The organism is Streptomyces sp. DSM 116793 (assembly GCF_057320905.1).
This window is the reverse complement of record NZ_CM170494.1, coordinates 5,164,479-5,183,154: the sequence shown is the minus strand read 5'-3', so window position 1 is coordinate 5,183,154 and position 18,676 is coordinate 5,164,479. Positions and strand designations below refer to the sequence as shown.

Below are 18,676 nucleotides of genomic sequence, written 5' to 3'. Positions count from 1 at the left end.
GGAGAACCGGAAACAATGCGAGTGCTCTTGCTGGCCACGCCTTCCGTGAGCCATGTGATGCCCCTGCTCCCTCTGGTGTGGGCACTGCGCGGATCCGGCCACGAGGTCATGGCCGCGGGCCGCCCGGATGTCCTCGACGCGTGGCGGTCCGCCGGGCTGACCACCCTGCGCGTGGGCGAGCCGTTCGACGGCGACGGGATGCTCGCCCGGGGACTGCCCGAGGGGCAGCGCCCCCTGGAGGCCCGGCCCCGGCCCCCGCGCGAGGCCCTGGGCCGGTACGGGCGGATCTGGTGGGCCAGTGCGGCGTCCGTCGCCGAGGACGTCCTCGCCTTCGCCAGGGAGTTCCGTCCCGACCTGGTGCTCTCCGATCCGCTGGAGTACACCTCCCTGCTGGTGGGGGCGGCGCTCAATGTCCCGGTCGTGCACCACCGCTGGGGCGTGGACGTGATCTCCGGACCCGCCCGCGCGCATGTCCGCGCCGACCTCCTCGCCCTCGCCGACAAGCTCGGCACCGGCGCACTGGAGGCACCCACCATCCTGCTGGACCCGTGCCCGCCGGCGCTGCAGGCCCCGGAGGCCGACCAGGGCACGCCCGTGCGCCACGTGCCGTCCAACGGAGGCGGCGCGCTGCCCAGCTGGCTCCGTGAGCGGCGGGCTCCCGGCACTGCGGTGCGGAGGCTCGCCGTCACCTTCGGGCACAGCACGCTGGCCCTGAACGGCGTTCCGCTCGTGCGGCGGGTCCTGCAGGCCCTCGCCGCGGTGCCCGGCGTCGAGGCCGTCGCGACCGTGCCCGCGGCCTTCTGGGCGCGCATCAGCGCGGTCCCCGCCCGGGTGCGGCTGGTCGAGCCGGTGCCACTCCATCCGCTGCTCGCCACCTGTGACGCGGTGGTGCACCACGGCGGGGCGGGCACCACGCTGAACGCGACCGCTCTGGGCCTGCCGCAACTGGCGCTGCCCCAACTGGCCGACCACTTCGCCCACGGCGATCGGCTGGTGGCGACCGGAGCGGGCTTGAGCCTCGATACCGCCGACGACCAGAACGACCCCGGGCGGTTGCGGGAAGCGCTGGAGGCACTGCTGGCCGATCCCGGTCACCGCACCGCGGCGCGCCGACTGGCCCGCGAGGTGGCGGCCGCGCCGCCGCCCGCGGAGATCGTCACCCGCCTGGAGGCCCTGGCGCGCTGAACCACGCCCGTGCCGGAAGGGGGACCGTCCCGCGCCACCGGCCATCCCGAGCCACCGGGCCGTCCCCCGCCACCGGCCGTCCCCGAGCCGCCGGTTCCCGCACCCGGGTCAGGCCCGCTCCACCACCGCCCCGCTGCACCGCCCGCCGCATCCGACACCAGAAGGGAGGCACCGTGCGCGTCGAAGAACTGGCCGTCGCCGGAGCCCTCGTCGTCACTCCGGACCACATCACCGACGAGCGCGGCTCGTTCTACGAGTCCCTGCGGACCGACGAGCTGGAGCATGCCCTGAAGCGGCCCTTCCAGCCCCAGCAGATCAACTACTCGGTCTCCCGGCGCCACACGCTGCGTGGGATCCACAGCGTGACGATCCCGCCGGGACAGGCGAAGTTCGTCACCTGTGTGCGCGGTGCGCTGCGGGACATCGTGGTCGACCTGCGGCTCGGGTCGCCGACGTTCGGCGTGCACCAGGTGAACGAGCTGGACGCCGCCTCGGGCCGCTCGGTGTATGTGCCGGAAGGGGTGGGCCACGGCTTTCTGACGCTCAGCGACGACGCCTGCATCTGCTACGTGGTCTCCAGCCTCTACGTGCCCGGCACGCAGATCGACATCAACCCGCTGGACCCCGAGCTCGCCCTCCCCTGGGACTGCCCGGAGGAACCGCTGATCTCCGCCAAGGACGCCGCGGCGCCCGGGCTCGCCGAGGCCGTCGAGGCCGGTCTGCTGCCCGAGTTCAGCGCCCTGTGACCCACCCCGCCCCGGACTTCGAGGAGCCACCGCCGTGAGATTCCTGTTCATCGCCGCCGGAAGCCCGGCCACCGTGTTCTCCCTGGCCCCGCTGGCCACCGCCGCCCGCAGCGCCGGCCACCAGGTCGTCATGGCGGCGAACGACGACATGATGCCCGTCGTCATCGGGGCCGGCCTGCCCGGCGTGCCGACCACCTCGCTGCCGATCCGCCACTTCATCACCACGGACCGGGGCGGCAGGGCAGAGGTGATCCCTGAGGACGCCGGCGAGCAGATCCTGTTCACAGGACGGTGGTTCGCCCGGATGGCGGCCGCCTGCGTAGGGCCCATGCTGGAGCTGGTCCGGGACTGGCGCCCGGATGTGATCGTCGGCGGCACGATGTCGTACGTGGCACCGCTGGTCGCCACCCGGCTGGGCATCCCCTTCGTCCGGCAGGCCTGGGACGCCGTGGACGCCGACGTGATCCACCGGGGCGCGGAGGCCGAGCTCCGCCCCGAGCTGCGCGAACTGGGCCTTGAGCGCCTGCCGGAGCCGGACCTGTTCATCGACGTCTGCCCGCCCGCCCTGCGCCCCGCGGACGCCGCACCCGCACAGCCGATGCGCTACGTCCCCGGCAACCGGCAGTGCCGGCTGGAACCGTGGATGTACACCCCGGCCGCGCGCCGCGTCTGCGTGACCTCCGGCAGCCGGGTGGCCAAGCAGAGCTATGACCGGAGCTACGCGTTCCTCAGCTCTCTCGCGCGCGACATCGCCGAGTGGGACGTGGAGCTGGTCGTCGCCGCGCCGGAGGAGATCGCCGCCGAGCTGCGGGCCAAGCTGCCGGGGGTGCGGGCCGGCTGGATACCGCTGGACGTGGTCGCCCGCACGTGCGACCTCCTCGTCCACCACGCCGGCGGCGTCACCACGCTGACCGGGCTCGAGGCGGGCGTCCCCCAGCTGCTGATCCCGCACGGCGCGGTGCTGCAGGCGCCCGCACGACGCATCGCCGACTACGGCGCGGCCATCACCCTGATGCCCGGCGAGGACACCACCGCGAACATCGCGGACTCCTGCAAGACGCTGCTCACAACGCCCTCCTACGCCCTGAAGGCCCAGGAGATCTCGGCCGAGATCGCGGCCCTTCCCCTGCCCGCCGAGGTCGTGGCCGCCCTGGAGGCCGTGGCGGCCTCCTGACCACCGGGGCCCGCCCCGAGGCGGGCCCGAGGACCGGATGACCCGGGACAACGCAAAGCGAGAGGATCTCCCATGAAGGCTCTGGTGCTGTCCGGCGGGTCAGGGACCCGCCTGCGCCCCTTCAGCTACTCCATGCCCAAACAACTCATACCGATCGCCAACAAACCCGTCCTGCACCACGTGCTGGAGAACATCCACGCCCTTGGCATCACCGAGGTCGGCGTCATCGTCGGCGACCGGGGCCCGGAGATCGAGGCGGTGCTGGGCGACGGCGCACGCCACGGCGTGCGGCTCACCTACATTCCGCAGGACGCCCCCCGAGGCCTGGCGCACACCGTACTCATCGCCCGCGACTTCCTGGGCGACGACGACTTCGTGATGTACCTCGGCGACAACATGCTCCCCGAAGGGGTGACGGCGATCGCCGAGCGATTCGCCGAGCGGCGCACGGCCGCCCAGGTCGTGGTGCACAAGGTCAGCGACCCGCGCACGTTCGGGGTGGCCGAGCTGGGCCCCGAGGGCGAGGTGCTGCGCGTGGTGGAGAAGCCCCAGGAGCCCCGGAGCGACCTGGCCCTGATCGGCGTGTACTTCTTCACGCCGGCGATCCACCGGGCCGTCGCCGCCATCGAACCCAGCGCCCGTGGCGAGTTGGAGATCACCGACGCGATCCAGTGGCTGGTGGATCAGGGCGCGGACGTGCGCGCCAGCGAGTACGGCGGCTACTGGAAGGACACCGGGCGTGCCGAGGACATCCTGGAGTGCAACCGGTACCTCCTGCGGAGCCTGCGGGGCTCGGTCGACGGCGAGGTGGACGACGCATCGGTGCTGACCGGGCCAATCGTCCTCGAGCCCGGCGCCCGCGTGGTGCGCTCCCGCGTCGAGGGCCCGGCGATCATCGCTGCGGGCACGCTCGTGGAGGACAGCCACATCGGCCACCACACCGCCATCGGACCGGGCTGCGTGCTCCGCCGCACCCACATCCACGACTCGATCGTTCTGGACGGCGCGTCGGTGACCGACGTGCGCGGCCTGCACGGCTCTCTGATCGGACGCTCCGCCTCCGTCGGTTCCACCGAGAGCGGCACCGTGCACCACCGCATGGTCGTCGGAGACCACACCCGCGTGGAGGTGGCGGCATGAGAATCCTGGTCACCGGCGCCGCCGGGTTCATCGGATCGCACTTCGTGCGGACCCTGCTGGCCGACGGGTACTCCGGCTGGGAGGGCGCACGCGTCACCGCCCTGGACAAGCTCACCTACGCCGGCAACCGCGCCAACCTGCCGGCGTCCGACCCACGCCTGGAGTTCGTGGTCGGCGACATCTGCGACGGCGACCTGATGCGCGAGCTGGCCGCCGGGCACGACGCGATCGTCCACTTCGCCGCCGAGTCCCATGTCGACCGCTCCATCGCAGGACCCGCCGAGTTCTTCCGCACCAACGTGCTGGGCACTCAGACGGTGCTGGACGCCGCGCTCGCCGCCGGCACCGAGCGGGTGGTGCACGTCTCCACCGACGAAGTCTACGGATCCATCGAGGAGGGCTCGTGGACGGAGGAGTGGCCGCTCGCGCCCAACTCCCCCTACGCCGCGTCCAAGGCCGGCTCCGACCTGGTGGCACGGGCGTACTGGCGTACCCACCAGCTCGACCTGTCGATCACTCGCTGCTCCAACAACTACGGCCCCTACCAGCACCCCGAGAAGCTCATCCCACTGTTCGTCACCAACCTGCTGAACGGCAGGCGGGTGCCGCTGTACGGGGAGGGCGGCAACGTACGCGAGTGGCTGCACGTGGACGACCACTGCCGCGGCATCCACCTCGTGCTCAACCACGGCCAGCCGGGCGAGGTCTACAACATAGGCGGCGGCAACGAGCGCACCAACCGGCAGATCACCGAGCATCTTCTGGAGCTGACCGGCCACGAACAGGACATGATCGTCACCGTTCCCGACCGCAAGGGCCACGACCTTCGGTACTCCATCGACGAAAGCAAGATCCGGAGCGAGCTGGGATACGAGCCGCGCATCCCCTTCGAGCAGGGCCTCGCCGACACCGTCGCCTGGTACCGCGACAACCCCGGCTGGTGGAAGGACGTCGTCCAGGGGGCCGAGCATGAGGCGGACTGAGACCGCGGCGCCGGCCGTCGGCCGTGTCGGCCGCCCGGGACATGCCCTTGCGGGCCGCACCGTCGTCGTCCTGGGCAGCACCGGTTTCCTGGGCCGGCACCTCACCGACGCCCTGGTCGCGGCCGGCGCCGACGTGCACGGGATCTCCCGGTCTGCCCCGCCCGTCACGGCCACGGGGGCGGGCGAGATCCACCACACCCTGATGGACCTCTCGGCGGCCCCCGCCGCGGAGCTGACCCGGCTGCTCGGCCGGGCCCGCCCGCACCTCGTGGTCAACGCGGCGGGCCGCGCCTGGCGGGCGGACGAGGCGGCCATGCTGACCGGCAACGTGGAGTTGGTCGGCCGCCTCGTCGACGCCGTGACCCGGCTGGACACCCGGCCGCGGCTGATCCAACTGGGCAGCGTCCACGAGTACGGCCCGGGCACGTTCGGCGCGGGGACCTCCGAGGAGCACGAGCCCGCGCCCGTCAGCCCCTACGGACGCAGCAAGCTCCGCGGCACCCGGATGGTGCTGGAGGCGGCCCGGTCCGCCGGGCTCGACGGGGTGGTGCTGCGGGTGGCCAACGTGACCGGCCCCGGGGTGCCCGCGGGCAGCCTCTTCGGCGCGGTCGCCGCACACCTCGCCGACGCCGCCGAGGTGTGCGGCCGCGGCGGCACACCGGCGGAGCTGCGCACGGCCCCGCTCACCGCGCACCGCGACGTGGTCGACGTCCGCGACGTCGTCGAGGCCGTCTTCGCTGCGGCCGGCGCCGCCCCCGCGGGCGTCACGGGGCGGGTGGTGAACATCGGCGGCGGGCGGGCCATCGAGATGCGCGCACTGGTCCGCCGGATGATCTCGCTCAGCGGACTGCCGGTGCGGCACGTCGAGGCACCGGCGGGGCGGCCCGCCACGGCCGGGGACTGGCAGCAACTGGACATCACACGGGCACGGCGCCTGATCGGCTGGCGGCCGCGGCGCGGACTCGACGAGTCCCTGCGCAGCGTGCTCCGTGGCGCGACACCTTCCGGACAACGAGAGGCAGGACGATGAGCGACGCCAAGGAAAAGGTGCTGGAGCAGGTGCGCGCGTACCACCGCGAGAAGCGCCCGGACCCGGTGTTCCGGCCCGGGGTGACGGAGATCTGGCCGTCCGGCGCGGTGCTGGACGAGAACGACCGGGTGTCTCTCGTGGAAGCGGCGCTGGAGATGCGGATCGCCGCAGGACCCAGTTCGCGCACGTTCGAGTCCCGGTTCGCCCGCAGGCTGAAGCGCCGCAAGGCGCACCTCACCAACTCGGGCTCGTCCGCCAACCTGCTCGCGGTCTCGGCACTTACCTCGCATCTGCTGGAGGAGAAGCGGCTGCGGCCGGGCGACGAGGTGATCACCGTCGCGGCGGGCTTCCCCACCACCGTCAACCCGATCCTGCAGAACGGGCTCGTCCCGGTCTTCGTCGACGTCGACCTGCGCACGTACAACACCACCGCCGAGCGGGTGGCCCGGGCCATCGGCCCGAAGACGCGTGCCATCATCATCGCGCATGCGCTTGGCAACCCCTTCGAGGTCACGGAGATCGCCCAGTTGGCCGTGGACCACGAGCTGTTCCTCATCGAGGACAACTGCGACGCGGTGGGCTCGACCTACGACGGGCGGCTCACGGGCACCTTCGGGGACCTGACCACCGTCAGCTTCTATCCCGCGCACCACCTGACGATGGGCGAGGGCGGCTGCGTGCTCACCTCGAACCTGCAGTTGGCGCGGATCGTGGAGTCGCTGCGGGACTGGGGCCGGGACTGCTGGTGCGAGCCGGGCGAGAACAACAAGTGCCTCAAGCGCTTCCAGTACCAGATGGGCACGCTCCCGGCCGGTTACGACCACAAGTACATCTTCTCGCACGTGGGGTACAACCTGAAGGCCACCGACCTGCAGGCGGCTCTCGGGCTGACCCAGTTGGCCAGGCTCGACGAGTTCGTCGAGAAGCGGCGGACCAACTGGCGGCGGCTGCGTGAGGGGCTGGACGGGCTGCCGGGCCTCATCCTGCCCGAAGCCACGCCGTCCAGCGATCCGAGCTGGTTCGGTTTCGCGCTGACCGTCGAGCCCGACGCCCCCTTCACCCGCGGCGAGCTGGTGGACTTCCTGGAGGGCCGGGCGATCGGCACCCGCCGTCTCTTCGCGGGCAACCTCACCCGTCACCCAGCCTACATCGGCCAGCCGCACCGCGTCGTGGGCGACCTCACCAACAGCGACATCATCACCGAGCACACCTTCTGGGTCGGTGTCTACCCGGCCCTCACCGCCGAGATGCTCGACTACATCACCTCCTCGATCAAGGAGTTCGTCGCAGCTCACCGATGACGCCGCTCCTGCAACAGATCGGGACTGACACCATGGACATAGTGGGAAACGGGTTCCTCGCCCGGAACCTGCGGCCGCTGGCCGACAAGCATCCACGGACCGTGGCCCTGGCGGCCGGCGTCTCCTGGGCCAGCGGCACCTCGGACGCCGACTTCGCACGCGAGTCCAGGCTGCTGCACGAGACCGCCCGGCGGTGCGCGGACACCGGTCGCCGGCTGCTGTTCTTCTCTACGGCGGCCACTGGCATGTACGGGGCCGTCGACGGCCCCGGCCGGGAGGACTCCCCGGTGGTGCCCTGCACACCGTACGGGGCGCACAAGCTCGCGCTGGAGGAGCAGTTGCGCGCCCTGGGTACCGACCACCTAATCCTGCGCTTGGGCCACCTGGTCGGCCCGGGGCAGCCGTCACACCAGTTGCTGCCCACCCTGGTGCGGCAGATGGAGACAGGCGTCGTACGGGTGCACCGCGGCGCGGCACGCGATCTGATCGGCGTTGCCGACGTGGTGGAGATCATCGACCGGCTGCTCGACCTGGACCTGCGCGGGGACACCGTCAACGTGGCCTCCGGCGTCGCCGTGCCGGTCGACGACATCGTCGACCACCTGGAGCGGAGCCTCGGCCTGCGCGCCCGCCGGGAGTACCACGACGCGGGCGGCCACCACATCATCTCGATCGACCGGCTGCGGGCACTGGTGCCCGAGGTGGCGCGGCTGGGCTTCGGGCCCGGGTACTACCGGCGCGTCCTGGACTCCTTCACCGCGGCGCCGTCCGCCATCGGCTGACGGCGGCCGGCCGCAGAACACCAGGGCCCAGAGGGCTCACAAGGCACGCAGAACACGCAGCGCCCACAGAACACGCAGGGCCTTCGGGACTCGCAGAGCCCACAGGACTCGTGCGACTCAGAGGAAAGGAATGGTTCATGCCGTCTCATCCTGACGCCGCCGGCACCACGACCGGCACCGCCGCGGCGGGCCCCGCCGTGCGACCGCGCGAGGACCGGGAACTGGCCGATCGCCTCGCCCTGTCCGCCGCGACGGACCGCGGCGCACACCTGAGGACGGAGGACGTCCGTGGCTGGCTGGCCGACCGCCGCCGTGCCCACACCTTCCGGGTGGACCGGATACCGTTCGCCGATCTCGACGGCTGGTCCTTCGCGGAGGACACCGGAAACCTGGTGCACCGCAGCGGGCGCTTCTTCACCGTGGAAGGCCTGCACGTGCAGGAAGAGGGCGAGCCGTTCGGCGACGGACCCCGCCAGGAGTGGCACCAGCCGATCATCAAACAGCCCGAAGTCGGCATCCTGGGCCTGTTGATGGCGGACTTCGACGGGGTGCCGCACTTCCTGCTCCAGGCCAAGATGGAGCCGGGCAATCCCAATCTGCTCCAGCTCTCCCCGACCGTGCAGGCGACCCGCAGCAACTACACCAAGGCGCATCGAGGCGCTGACGTGAAGTACATCGAGTACTTCACCGAATGCGGCCGCGGCCGGGTGGTTGCCGATGCCCTGCAGTCCGAGCACGGCGCATGGTTCCTCCAGAAGTCGAACCGCAACATGATCGTGGAGGCGGTGGGCGAGGTGCCGCTGCTGCACGACTTCTGCTGGCTCACGCTGGGCCAGATCGGCGCCCTGCTGCGGGAGGACAACGTGATCAACATGGACGCCCGGACGGTCCTGTCCTGTGTGCCCCAGCCGAATGCCGCGCCCGGCGCCCTGATGTCCGACACCCAACTGCTGTCGTGGTTCACCGGCGAGCGATCCCGGCATGATGTGCGCACCCGCCGCATCCCCCTGGACGGCCTGCCCGGGTGGAAGCGCGGCGACGACGTCATCGAGCACGAGGAGGGCCGGTACTTCAAGGTGGTGGCCGTCTCCGTGCAGGCCGGCAACCGTGAGGTGACCAGTTGGACCCAACCGCTGTTCGAGCCGGTCGGGGCGGGCGTCGTCGCGTTCCTGGTCCGTTCGTTCGGCGGCGTGCCGCACGTGCTGGTACACGCCCGGGTCGAGGGCGGCTTCCTGGACACCGTTGAGCTGGCTCCAACGGTGCAGTACACGCCGGGCAACTACGACCACCTGCCGCCGTCGGCACGACCCCCCTTCCTCGACCTCGTGCTGGACGCCGGCCCGGACCACATCCGGTACGAGGCCGTCCACTCCGAGGAGGGCGGCCGGTTCCGGGACGCCGAGAGCCGCTACCTGGTCGTGGACGTGGCCGAGCAGCAGGTGTCCTCGGAACCGCCCCCCGGGTACGCCTGGGCCACCCCGGCGCAGTTGGCGGACCTCACCCGGCACGGCCACTATCTGAACGTCCAGGCCCGCACCCTGCTGGCCTGCCTCAACACGAAGGCGGTGGAGGTCTGATGAGCGCTCCCGCGCACACGGGTGCTCCCGTGCGCATCGGCGTGATGGGCTGCGCGGACATCGCCGTCCGGCGCATGCTGCCCGCGATGGCGGCGCTGCCGGAGGTCGAGATCGCCGCCGTCGCCAGCCGCGACCCGGAGCGGGCCGCCAAGGTCGCCGCCCCGTACGGAGCCGACGCCGTGCACGGGTACGCGGAGTTGCTGGCGCGCCCGGACGTCGAGGCGCTGTACATTCCGCTGCCGGCCGCGCTGCACGCCGAGTGGACGGAGGCGGCGCTGCGGGCGGACAAGCACGTGCTGGGCGAGAAGCCGCTCACCACCGACAGCGATGTCACCGCGCGGCTGCTGCGAACGGCCACGCGGTCGGGCCTCGCCCTCATGGAGAACGTCATGTTCGTCCACCACCGGATGCACCGGGTAGTGCGTCGCCTGCTGGAATCCGGCGCTGTCGGGGAGCTGCGGGCGTTCCACGCGTCGTTCGCCATACCGCGGCCGCCCGACACCGACATTCGCCACGACCCTGCCCTCGGCGGCGGCGCCCTGTGGGACGTCGGTATCTATCCGCTGCGGGCCGCGCTCTACTTCCTCGGCGACGATCTGGAAGTCCTTGGCGCCCAGTTGACGCACGGGGTCGGGCGCCGGGTGGAGACGTCGGGGGCTGCCCTGCTCCGAGCGCCGGACGGGGTCACGGCACAGGTGACCTTCGGCATGGACCACGCCTACGGGTCCAGCTATGAGCTGTGGGGCAGCCAGGGCCGGATCGTCGTGGAGCGCGCGTACACCCCGCCGGCCGGACACCGTCCCGTGGTCCGTCTGGAACGCCGCGACGGAACCGAGACGCTCCGGCCGGCCGCCGCCGACCAGGTGTCCAACACCGTGGCGGCGTTCGCCTCCTCGGTCCGCTCCGGTCAGGGTCCCGCGTATGACCGGCGGTCGCCGCTCGCCCTGGCCGAGTTGATCGACGCCGTGCGCGCGGAGGCGGGGCGGTAGCGGGCGGCGGACACCCGGGAGGGGAACAGGGACGGGGACGCGGGCCAGGGGCGCTTCCCCGCGCCCCTAACGGGGCTCTTCGCGCTCCGCCTGACCGGCATATGCGGAACTCAACAACTCGACGGCGGCGTCAAGGAGATACTGCCGCTTCTCCTCCGCCTCCCCTTCCAGGTGCTGGAGGGCGAACGTGCCGAAGTGCAGGGTCAGCAGTGCGCTCACGCAGCGGACCTGCTCGGACAACGGGGCGTCCGCGTCGCGGAGCAGCGCGGAAAGTGCCATGGTGCGGTCGCTGAACTCCTGGCCGACGGCCAGCTCACTCATGGTGGCCTGGTTCTGCTGGAGGATGCGGAACAACGGAGCGGCGTCGTTGAAGATCACGCTGTACCGGGCGAGCAGTTCCCGCTTGGTCTGAAGGGTGCGCGGACACTCACGGCCCCAGGCGATCAGCTCGTCCAGCTCCTGGCCCACCCCCTCCAGGAGGCTGATCAGGATGTCCTCCTTGGTCTTGAAGTGGTAGTAGAGCGAGGCCTTGGTGAGCCCCACGCCGTCCGCGATCTCACGCAGCGATGTCTTCTCGTAACCGCGCTCGAGGAAGATCCGCAACGCCACGTCCTGAATGCTCTGCCGCCGTGTACTGCCACGACGCCTCTGCCGTGCGCCTTCCACCGTCCGGTACCTCCTCAGCCGACCGTAACTCAGCGTGCCATCACTCTACTTGACGCCCGACAGGTTGAACTCTAGGTTGGACATATTCTACCGGTCGGCAGGTAGAGAAGAGTAGCGTTGCGCCTCGGATCGGATCACGGCCCGCCCCGGCGTCATGCCTCGGCGATATGAGGAGATTCCATGTCAGACAGCCCGCTCACCCTTGCCGTCATCATCGGCAGCGTCCGCGAGGGCCGCTTCGGCCCGACCGTGGCGAACTGGTTCGTGCGCCAGGCGGACAACCACAAGGACGTCAAGATCGATCTGATCGACCTCGCGGACGTACCGCTGGGCGCCTCGGCCCCGACCATGAACCCGGATCCCCAGACGCTGGACGCGCTCAAGCACCTGACTCCCCGCCTCGCCGCCGCCGACGGGTTCGTCGTGGTCACCCCCGAGTACAACCACAGCTACCCCGCCTCCCTCAAGAACGCGGTGGACTGGCACAACCCGCAGTTCCACGCGAAGCCGGTGGCCTTCGTGTCATACGGCGGCCTCTCGGGCGGCCTGCGGGCGGTGGAGCACCTGCGCCTGGTCTTCGCCGAGCTGCACGCCGTCACCACACGTGACACCGTGAGCTTCCACAACGCCGGGGAGCAGTTCGGCCCGGACGGGGAGCCCAAGGACCCGGAGGCTCCCAACGCGGCGGCCAGGACACTGCTGAACCAGGTGACCTGGTGGGCGCGGGCCCTGAAGGACGCCAAGGCCAAGGTCCCCTACGGCTCCTGACGGGCGCGCGCACCGCGCGGCCGCCGTGCCGCCGTGCCGCCGTGCCGCCGTGCCGCCGTGCCGCCGTGCCGCCGTCGCACATAGGTCCCGAAGGCCCCGGGGGAACCACCTCCGGGGCCTTCGGCGCAGGGCTGCCGCGGCGTACCGAGCGGCGCGTCAGACGGCGGTCGGCGTCCACTCGGGCCGGCCGAGGACCTGGAGCACCGTGCATCCGAAGCTGAATCCCGCGCCCACTCCGACGAGTGCCACGTGGTCGCCCGGCCGCACCTCGCCGGTCTCCAGCAGCCGGGTGAGCGCGGCGGCCTGGTCACCGGCGCCCAGGTGCCCGGTGGTGCGCCCCCAGTCCCACGTCGTGCGCGCCAGGTCGATCCCGTACTCCCGCTGGAAGTCCCAGTAGTAGCCGAACCCCTGGCCGAGGTTGGTGAAGGCGAAGCGCGTGATGTCCTCGAGCGTGAGCTTCGCGTCCGCGAGGGCGCCTTCCATGACCTCGCGCAACCGGTCGGTGAGGTTGCGCACCATCACCCGCCCGATGCCTTCCTGGGACTGGAGATAGCCGGTGCGCCGCGAACGCAGGTCCCAGGGGTACCCGAGGGCGCCGCTGACGTCGCTCCAGGGTTCGTCGCCGCGGGAAATGACCTCGTGCGTGGCGTCCGTGACGATCGACGAGGAGAGCATCCTCGCGACGCCCGGCGACCGCGACAACACCACCGCGGTGCCCCCGTCACCGCGCAGCGTGCCCTTGTCCGTGCGGTAGCGGTCGAAGGCGGGCGGCGGGAACCTGTCGGCCGTGGTGACCAGCGCCGCGGCCGGACCGGACTGCACCGAGAGGTACGCGGCCGCCATCTCCAGCCCGATCAGACCGCCGTTGCACGCCTGCTGCACCTCCAGTGCTGCGGCCCTGCCGCCGACCGTGCCGCCCTGGATGTACGGCGTGGGCGTCCAGTAGTCGACGCCCTGGTAGTTGACGCTGGCGTGCACGACCAGCGCGAAGTCGGTGGGGCTCACCCCGGACCGCTCCACCGCGACGCGGCCAGCGGCCACCGCCATGTCGGCGGGTGACTCCGTGTCGGAGACGCACACGGACACATAGCCGTCCTCCGCGCACTCCTGGGCGTCGTAGCGGCCGTCCGCCACCGCCTCCGCCACGTTCTCCTTGCGCCCCAGCCAGGTCGCACACCCGGCCACGTACACATCGTTCCACCGCATGGAAGGGCCACCCCTCTGAGATTCCGCATCTCCTGCGTCTACTTGACGCCCGGTTAGTAGCTACCGTACCGTCAAATCTACCGTGCGGCAGGTAGAAAATGAATCGTCCACTTCTCGGGATTCGGTCAGGGGGTTCCGGCGTCATGGCACAGACAAGAGCCACCGCCAACGACGTGGTGCCGCAGCGCAGGCTCAGCATCGTGGTGCTCGCAGTGATGATCGCGATGGTGCTCGCGATGCTCGACAATCTGATCGTCGGTACGGCGATGCCGACGATCGTGGGTGATCTCGGAGGTCTCGACCGGCTGTCCTGGGTGGTGACCGCCTACACGCTGGCCACCGCCGCCGCCACGCCCCTGTGGGGGAAGTTCGGCGACATGTACGGCCGCAAGGGCATGTTCCTGACGTCGATCGCACTGTTCCTGGCGGGCTCCGCGCTGTCCGGCATGTCCCAGACGATGAACGAGCTGATCGGCTTCCGGGTCCTGCAGGGCCTCGGCGCGGGCGGCCTGATGGTCGGGGCGTACTCGGTCATGGGCGTGGTCATCCCCTCTCGGGAGCGGGGGAAGTACCAGGGCATGATGTCGGTCGTCATGGGCGCGGCCATGGTCGGCGGCCCGCTGGTGGGAGGGGTGATCACCGACAACATCGGCTGGCGCTGGGGCTTCTACGTCAATCTGCCGATCGGCGCCCTGGCCGTGCTGCTGATCGTCTTCGGACTGCACATGCCCCGGCGGAAGGGACCGGCCGCCCGGATCGACGTCGCAGGCTCGCTCCTGCTCACCGCCACCATCAGCGCGATCGTCCTGATGTCCACATGGGGCGGCAGCCGCTACTCGTGGGGCTCCAGGCAGATGTTCGGGCTCGAAGCGCTGATCATCGTGCTGGCCGTCGTCTTCGTCGCGGTGGAGCGCCGGGCGGCCAGTCCCGTCCTGCCGCTGCGGATCTTCCGTGACACCAACTTCTCCCTGGTCACGCTGATCGGTTTCCTGCTGGGCTTCGCGCTGTTCGGGGTGATGACGTTCCTCCCGATCTACCAGCAGACCGTCGTGGGCGACACCGCCACCGGCTCAGGTCTGCAACTGCTCCCCGTGATCGTCGGCCAGGTCCTCGTCAACGTGCTGGCGGGCGCGGTCATCACCAAGACCGGGCGGTACAAGGTGTTCGTGCTCCTCGGCGGCGTGCTGATCGTCCCCGGGCTGTTCCTGCTCGCACAGTTGGACACCGGGACCAGCCGCCTGCTGGCGTCGGTCTACATGGCCGTCTTCGGCGCCGGGATGGGCTTCCTGATGCAGACCACGATGCTCATCGCCCTGGACAGTACGGATATGAAGGACCGCGGGGTGGCGTCGTCCACGGCCACGCTCGCGCGCACGATCGGCGGGGCACTCGGCGTGTCCGTCATGGGCGCGGTCTTCAGCGACCAGATCCGGCAGACCCTCGGCAGGCACGGCGGCGCCGCGGCCTCCGCAGTCTCGGGCCAGGCATCGACGCAGTTGGACGCCGCCGGCCTGGCGAAGCTCCCGGAGACGGTGCGGGTGGTCTTCCAGGAGGCCACCGCGGACGGCATCCACCAGGCGTTCCTGCTGGCGACCATGGCGGGCGTCATCAGCCTGGCCGCCGCTTGGTTCATCAACGAGGTGCCGCTGCGCGAGAAGCCGCCCACGCCGGAGGAGCCCGCGGGGCCCACGCCCAGCGGCCCGGCCCACTCCGCCTCCACCGGCTGAGCGCCCCAGCGCGGGGTGGCCTGCAGAGCCGGGGCCGCGAAGGGACACGATGCGGATGAAATCCCCCACATCCGCGTCCCCCTCCGCGGCCCCTTCCACCACGGCCGCGGGGGCGCTCGACTTGCCCGGTGCTGGGCCCCGGCAAAACTCCCGGGGGGCGCAGGGCGGGAGGCGAACCAGCCACGGGGAGAGCTGCGGACCTTCCCCGTGAGGACGCCGCCTGACGGCATGTTCCCCAGGCGTTCCCATTCGCTCACGCAGAGGGCCCCGTGATCTTCACGGGGCCCTCGCCGAACTGTCTTCCCTGGTCAGGAATGGAGCCGCCTTCGGGATTCGAACCCGAGACCTACGCATTACGAGGGCCTGCGAGATCGTGGCAGGTAGTGATCCATGATCATGCGCGATCCGGTTTTGCCTGGTCGGAGACTTATCGACCTCGTCGGCGTGATGCTCAATCCAGCGGGTGCTGTCCCGTCCGCTCACGCATCGCTCACGCAGCTCACCTTCAATGGCAGTCTCCAGGGAGGCCGTCCATACGTGATCAGACGGCCCTCCCAGAAGCCGCGTCCAGCAAATATCCTCGAGAGTAACCGCTCCGGAGCCGTGGAGGCTCTCTGGATGGGGTTCTGCTCTCACGCGACGCAGACGCTACGGAAGACGCACAAGTCCTGTAGGACAAATCTTCAGCCGCAGGAATTGAGAACCTGGCCGTCGGGCATGCGAGGCTCGCTGAGGGAAGGCTCACGGACGAAGGCATATAGCTCGTCGAGCGACAGTCCCAACTCCGTGGCCAGAGCGGCGACAGTGAAGAACTCTGGTGTGGCAGTACGGCCCTTTTCGATACTGCGCACTGTCTCGACGGAGACTCCCGCGCTGCGAGCGACAGCCTCGGCCGAACGCCCAGACGTACGGCGGGCATGCGTCAGGCGGGAGGCAAGCATCTGGCCCCTGCGCCGGGCCGCGGGATTGAGCCTCCTACGTGGCATGGGTGTAATTATACATGTATGGTTACGCGCATGACGGCGACCGCGGCGGCCCCTTCCTCTAGCTGGCCCGAAGATGCACTCCGGTTGAATGCCGTCTGCCCGTACTACACGATGTTTCCGCTGGACTTTCCACTCGACCAGCTTGCTGCCCATCCCCAGGCCACCCGGGTGTTGGATCCGTTCTGCGGGCGGGGCACCACGCTCTACGCGGCACGTCTAGCCGGGCTCCCATCCGCGGGCATCGACATCAATCCGGTAGCGACCGCCATAGCCCAGGCCAAGCTCATTCAGGTCACGCCCGGTGCCGTAGTTCGCCTTGCTCGGGAAATCCTCGACGGCGAGATGCGCGGAGCAGCACCCGAGGGCGAGTTCTGGCATTGGTGCTACGAACCCGAGACACTGCGCGAGCTAGTGACGCTGCGCGAGTCCCTGCTGACAATGACCACGCCGACGGCGTCGATGCTGCGGGCGATCATGCTGGGTATCCTCCACGGGCCCCGCAACAAGGGCCTCCCGTCGTACCTGTCGAACCAGATGCCGCGCACCTACGCTTCCAAGCCAGCCTATGCGGTGAAATTCTGGAAGAAGCGCGACATAGAGCCAGTGCGCATTCCCGCCTTGAAGGTCATCGAGCGCCGGGCCACGCGCCTGTTGGATGCGGCGCCTCTCGCCCACGGAGGGAAGGTGTACCTGGGTGACTCCGTGGAAACTCTCAACGGCCTGCGGCAGAAGTTCGACCTGGTGGTCACCTCGCCTCCGTACTACGGCATGCGCACGTACGTGGCCGACCAGTGGCTACGCTCATGGTTTCTCGGTGGCCCCCCGGAGGTTCCCTACGGGACGCACGGACAGATCGCCCGTCAGCCGAACCAAGAGGCATTCGTTCGGGCCTTGGCCGAAGTGTGGGCCGCCACAGCGCGTCGCTGCCGGCAGGGCGCCCGGCTCGCGATCCGCTTTGGGGCTCTGCCCTCCGCCCGTACCGACCCGGAGGAAATGCTGCTGACCTCCGTCAAAGAAGCGAAGGCTGGCTGGGCCGTCAAGGAGGTCCGGCAAGTCGGCATCCCACCCAAGCGCGCCCGGCAGGCCGAGCAGTTCGGAAAGGCTGGGTCCGCGGTCGACGAGATCGACCTCGTAGCCGAACTGATCGGGCTGACCCGCTGATCGGATAACCCGCGAGTTCGCACAACTGCGTAACCGAGTGTCAGTGCTGCGTGTCATGCTGTGGGGGCTAGACGAGTGCACCACCCGCCCTTAACAGCACGAGCATGGCGTGGGGAGAAGCATGTTCGACGCAGACCAAATCAAGCAACTCAAACAGTTGATCGGCGACCAGGTCGAAGCCGGTCGCGCTGAGCTGGACAAGCTGGTCGAGCAGGCCCGTGCCATCCGCTCCGAGGTCAGGGTGATCAAGCCGCGCGCAGCAACATCGGTCGCGCTAATGGCGTCCGATGGTGGCAACAACAAGGTCGCCTTCAACCCCTTCTACCTTCAGGTCGTCAGGGTCGTGGACTCCAGTGGCAAGGAACTGTGCATGGAGGTGGTTTCCCCCATCTCCGACATCGATGCCCTGAGTCGCCGCCAGTTCAACGCGGACGGCAACCCGCTTACCGCCCTGGGCAGGATGATGGACGGGCTGGGCATCGACAGGCTCCAAGACCTGTCGCCGATGATGTCTGGCAAGTCGCCTAGCTGGGTGCAGGTTTTCCGGGACCTATGCGAGTGGGCCACACTGTATGACCTCATCTGCCACCGGGACTATGCGGTCGACACTCTGATTGTCCGCGACGGCCTGCTGCGGAGCAAGATCTTCCACGGCGAGCTGTTCGTGCAGATGGGCGAGCTGATGTATGAGGCCATCGAGCGGATCCGGCGTCGTGACCAGCGCAAGGTGTGGCTGGTGGGATTGGCGAAGAAGACACAGGTCCTGGAGTACTACCGGCTGGCGATTTCACTGTCCGGCGTGTTCGACAACGGCGCCGCCTGCTTCGCCAAGGTTCCCTCAGAGATGCTGGACGAGGTGTATCTCTGGGATGAATACACAAGGGACATCGAGGACGACTCCACGGGCGAGAAACCAAAGTTCAACATCGGCTCGATGCACTTCGTCCGCTTCGGTCCGTACTCCGGCGACCCTATCTGGACCGTGGACCTCATGTCGCGACAGGATAGGGAGGCCCAGGCAATCTTCGGCTATCTGCAGGCCGATGCGGTTGCAGGGTTCCCGATCCCGCTCTACCCGAACTGCATCCAGCAAGCCGACAGCTTCTCCCGTGTCGCCGACCTCGACATGGACATCATCGAAGACCAGCTCGTCGACGCCGTCCGCGACCAGGTCGGCGAGGGCAAAGCCCCGGTCATCGATGCTCTGCGGCTGGCTTCCGACGTGGCCGCCCGCCGCTACGAGTAACCCCACCTT

17 protein-coding genes are annotated in these 18,676 nt (G+C 69.9%); 14 read left to right on the top strand and 3 right to left on the bottom strand.

The genetic code is table 11. The features are described from left to right. Positions 1 to 15: 15 nt before the first annotated feature. The 10 genes from ACSMXW_RS20175 to ACSMXW_RS20130 all read left to right on the top strand — a co-directional run bounded on the left by ACSMXW_RS20175 (position 16) and on the right by ACSMXW_RS20130 (position 10,907). Positions 16 to 1,185, top strand: a complete 1,170-nt coding sequence (locus tag ACSMXW_RS20175) for a nucleotide disphospho-sugar-binding domain-containing protein (RefSeq protein WP_485798105.1) — start codon at positions 16 to 18, stop codon at positions 1,183 to 1,185. Between the two features lie 173 nt (positions 1,186 to 1,358). Further along, the gene (locus tag ACSMXW_RS20170) at positions 1,359 to 1,931 is read left to right on the top strand and encodes a dTDP-4-dehydrorhamnose 3,5-epimerase family protein (RefSeq protein ID WP_485798104.1); all 573 of its coding nucleotides are present in this window, start codon (positions 1,359 to 1,361) and stop codon (positions 1,929 to 1,931) included. Between the two features lie 34 nt (positions 1,932 to 1,965). Next, positions 1,966 to 3,105, top strand: coding sequence for a glycosyltransferase (locus tag ACSMXW_RS20165; RefSeq protein ID WP_485798103.1), 1,140 nt, complete (start codon positions 1,966 to 1,968; stop codon positions 3,103 to 3,105). Positions 3,106 to 3,177: 72 nt separating this feature from the next. Next, a complete protein-coding gene (locus ACSMXW_RS20160) occupies positions 3,178 to 4,245 on the top strand; it encodes a glucose-1-phosphate thymidylyltransferase (RefSeq protein WP_485798102.1) in 1,068 nt (355 codons plus the stop codon). Next, positions 4,242 to 5,228: a dTDP-glucose 4,6-dehydratase gene (gene rfbB, locus ACSMXW_RS20155; RefSeq protein WP_485798101.1), complete on the top strand. Its 987-nt coding sequence runs from the start codon at positions 4,242 to 4,244 to the stop codon at positions 5,226 to 5,228. The genes ACSMXW_RS20160 and rfbB overlap by 4 nt, the downstream gene beginning before the upstream one ends. Then, the gene (locus tag ACSMXW_RS20150; protein ID WP_485798100.1) at positions 5,215 to 6,258 is read left to right on the top strand and encodes an NAD-dependent epimerase/dehydratase family protein; all 1,044 of its coding nucleotides are present in this window, start codon (positions 5,215 to 5,217) and stop codon (positions 6,256 to 6,258) included. Before rfbB ends, ACSMXW_RS20150 begins: the two co-directional genes overlap by 14 nt. Continuing rightward, the gene (gene rfbH, locus ACSMXW_RS20145) at positions 6,255 to 7,559 is read left to right on the top strand and encodes a lipopolysaccharide biosynthesis protein RfbH (RefSeq protein ID WP_485798099.1); all 1,305 of its coding nucleotides are present in this window, start codon (positions 6,255 to 6,257) and stop codon (positions 7,557 to 7,559) included. The genes ACSMXW_RS20150 and rfbH overlap by 4 nt, the downstream gene beginning before the upstream one ends. A 32-nt stretch (positions 7,560 to 7,591) precedes the next feature. Next, the gene (locus ACSMXW_RS20140; RefSeq protein WP_485798098.1) at positions 7,592 to 8,341 is read left to right on the top strand and encodes an NAD-dependent epimerase/dehydratase family protein; all 750 of its coding nucleotides are present in this window, start codon (positions 7,592 to 7,594) and stop codon (positions 8,339 to 8,341) included. Positions 8,342 to 8,478: 137 nt separating this feature from the next. Continuing rightward, positions 8,479 to 9,918: an NDP-hexose 2,3-dehydratase family protein gene (locus ACSMXW_RS20135; RefSeq protein ID WP_485798097.1), complete on the top strand. Its 1,440-nt coding sequence runs from the start codon at positions 8,479 to 8,481 to the stop codon at positions 9,916 to 9,918. Beyond that, complete coding sequence (locus ACSMXW_RS20130; RefSeq protein WP_485798096.1) at positions 9,918 to 10,907, top strand: Gfo/Idh/MocA family protein; 990 nt, start codon at positions 9,918 to 9,920, stop codon at positions 10,905 to 10,907. The genes ACSMXW_RS20135 and ACSMXW_RS20130 overlap by 1 nt, the downstream gene beginning before the upstream one ends. A gap of 66 nt (positions 10,908 to 10,973) precedes the next feature. On the opposite strand, the gene ACSMXW_RS20125 is transcribed toward ACSMXW_RS20130, so the two are convergent. Then, on the bottom strand, positions 10,974 to 11,516 hold the full coding sequence (locus tag ACSMXW_RS20125) for a TetR/AcrR family transcriptional regulator (RefSeq protein ID WP_485798095.1): 543 nt from the start codon (positions 11,514 to 11,516) through the stop codon (positions 10,974 to 10,976). Between the two features lie 237 nt (positions 11,517 to 11,753). Here ACSMXW_RS20125 and ACSMXW_RS20120 point away from each other — a divergent pair, with 237 nt between their 5' ends. Next, positions 11,754 to 12,341 carry an NADPH-dependent FMN reductase gene (locus ACSMXW_RS20120; protein ID WP_485798094.1) on the top strand — a complete coding sequence of 196 codons (588 nt, stop codon included), beginning with the start codon at positions 11,754 to 11,756 and terminating at the stop codon, positions 12,339 to 12,341. A gap of 156 nt (positions 12,342 to 12,497) precedes the next feature. On the opposite strand, the gene ACSMXW_RS20115 is transcribed toward ACSMXW_RS20120, so the two are convergent. Continuing rightward, complete coding sequence (locus ACSMXW_RS20115) at positions 12,498 to 13,547, bottom strand: ketoacyl-ACP synthase III family protein (RefSeq protein ID WP_485798093.1); 1,050 nt, start codon at positions 13,545 to 13,547, stop codon at positions 12,498 to 12,500. Between the two features lie 143 nt (positions 13,548 to 13,690). Here ACSMXW_RS20115 and ACSMXW_RS20110 point away from each other — a divergent pair, with 143 nt between their 5' ends. Continuing rightward, a complete protein-coding gene (locus ACSMXW_RS20110; protein WP_485798092.1) occupies positions 13,691 to 15,274 on the top strand; it encodes an MDR family MFS transporter in 1,584 nt (527 codons plus the stop codon). A gap of 683 nt (positions 15,275 to 15,957) precedes the next feature. On the opposite strand, the gene ACSMXW_RS20105 is transcribed toward ACSMXW_RS20110, so the two are convergent. Beyond that, positions 15,958 to 16,215 (bottom strand): helix-turn-helix domain-containing protein, encoded by a 258-nt coding sequence (locus ACSMXW_RS20105; protein WP_485798091.1) that lies wholly within the window; start codon positions 16,213 to 16,215, stop codon positions 15,958 to 15,960. Positions 16,216 to 16,290: 75 nt separating this feature from the next. Between ACSMXW_RS20105 and ACSMXW_RS20100 the strand changes: the two genes are divergently transcribed. Next, positions 16,291 to 17,421: a site-specific DNA-methyltransferase gene (locus tag ACSMXW_RS20100; protein WP_485798090.1), complete on the top strand. Its 1,131-nt coding sequence runs from the start codon at positions 16,291 to 16,293 to the stop codon at positions 17,419 to 17,421. Positions 17,422 to 17,542: 121 nt separating this feature from the next. Next, on the top strand, positions 17,543 to 18,667 hold the full coding sequence (locus tag ACSMXW_RS20095) for a hypothetical protein (protein WP_485798089.1): 1,125 nt from the start codon (positions 17,543 to 17,545) through the stop codon (positions 18,665 to 18,667). The last annotated feature ends 9 nt before the right edge of the window (positions 18,668 to 18,676 follow it).

Coding starts and splice junctions, on each gene's coding strand:
- ACSMXW_RS20175 (WP_485798105.1), top strand. CDS start 16: ATGCGAGTGCTCTTGCTGGCCACGCCTTCCGTGAGCCATGTGATGCCC.
- ACSMXW_RS20160 (WP_485798102.1), top strand. CDS start 3,178: ATGAAGGCTCTGGTGCTGTCCGGCGGGTCAGGGACCCGCCTGCGCCCC.
- rfbB (WP_485798101.1), top strand. CDS start 4,242: ATGAGAATCCTGGTCACCGGCGCCGCCGGGTTCATCGGATCGCACTTC.
- ACSMXW_RS20150 (WP_485798100.1), top strand. CDS start 5,215: ATGAGGCGGACTGAGACCGCGGCGCCGGCCGTCGGCCGTGTCGGCCGC.
- rfbH (WP_485798099.1), top strand. CDS start 6,255: ATGAGCGACGCCAAGGAAAAGGTGCTGGAGCAGGTGCGCGCGTACCAC.
- ACSMXW_RS20140 (WP_485798098.1), top strand. CDS start 7,592: ATGGACATAGTGGGAAACGGGTTCCTCGCCCGGAACCTGCGGCCGCTG.
- ACSMXW_RS20135 (WP_485798097.1), top strand. CDS start 8,479: ATGCCGTCTCATCCTGACGCCGCCGGCACCACGACCGGCACCGCCGCG.
- ACSMXW_RS20130 (WP_485798096.1), top strand. CDS start 9,918: ATGAGCGCTCCCGCGCACACGGGTGCTCCCGTGCGCATCGGCGTGATG.
- ACSMXW_RS20120 (WP_485798094.1), top strand. CDS start 11,754: ATGTCAGACAGCCCGCTCACCCTTGCCGTCATCATCGGCAGCGTCCGC.
- ACSMXW_RS20115 (WP_485798093.1), bottom strand. CDS start 13,547: ATGCGGTGGAACGATGTGTACGTGGCCGGGTGTGCGACCTGGCTGGGG.
- ACSMXW_RS20110 (WP_485798092.1), top strand. CDS start 13,691: ATGGCACAGACAAGAGCCACCGCCAACGACGTGGTGCCGCAGCGCAGG.
- ACSMXW_RS20105 (WP_485798091.1), bottom strand. CDS start 16,215: ATGCTTGCCTCCCGCCTGACGCATGCCCGCCGTACGTCTGGGCGTTCG.
- ACSMXW_RS20100 (WP_485798090.1), top strand. CDS start 16,291: ATGACGGCGACCGCGGCGGCCCCTTCCTCTAGCTGGCCCGAAGATGCA.
- ACSMXW_RS20095 (WP_485798089.1), top strand. CDS start 17,543: ATGTTCGACGCAGACCAAATCAAGCAACTCAAACAGTTGATCGGCGAC.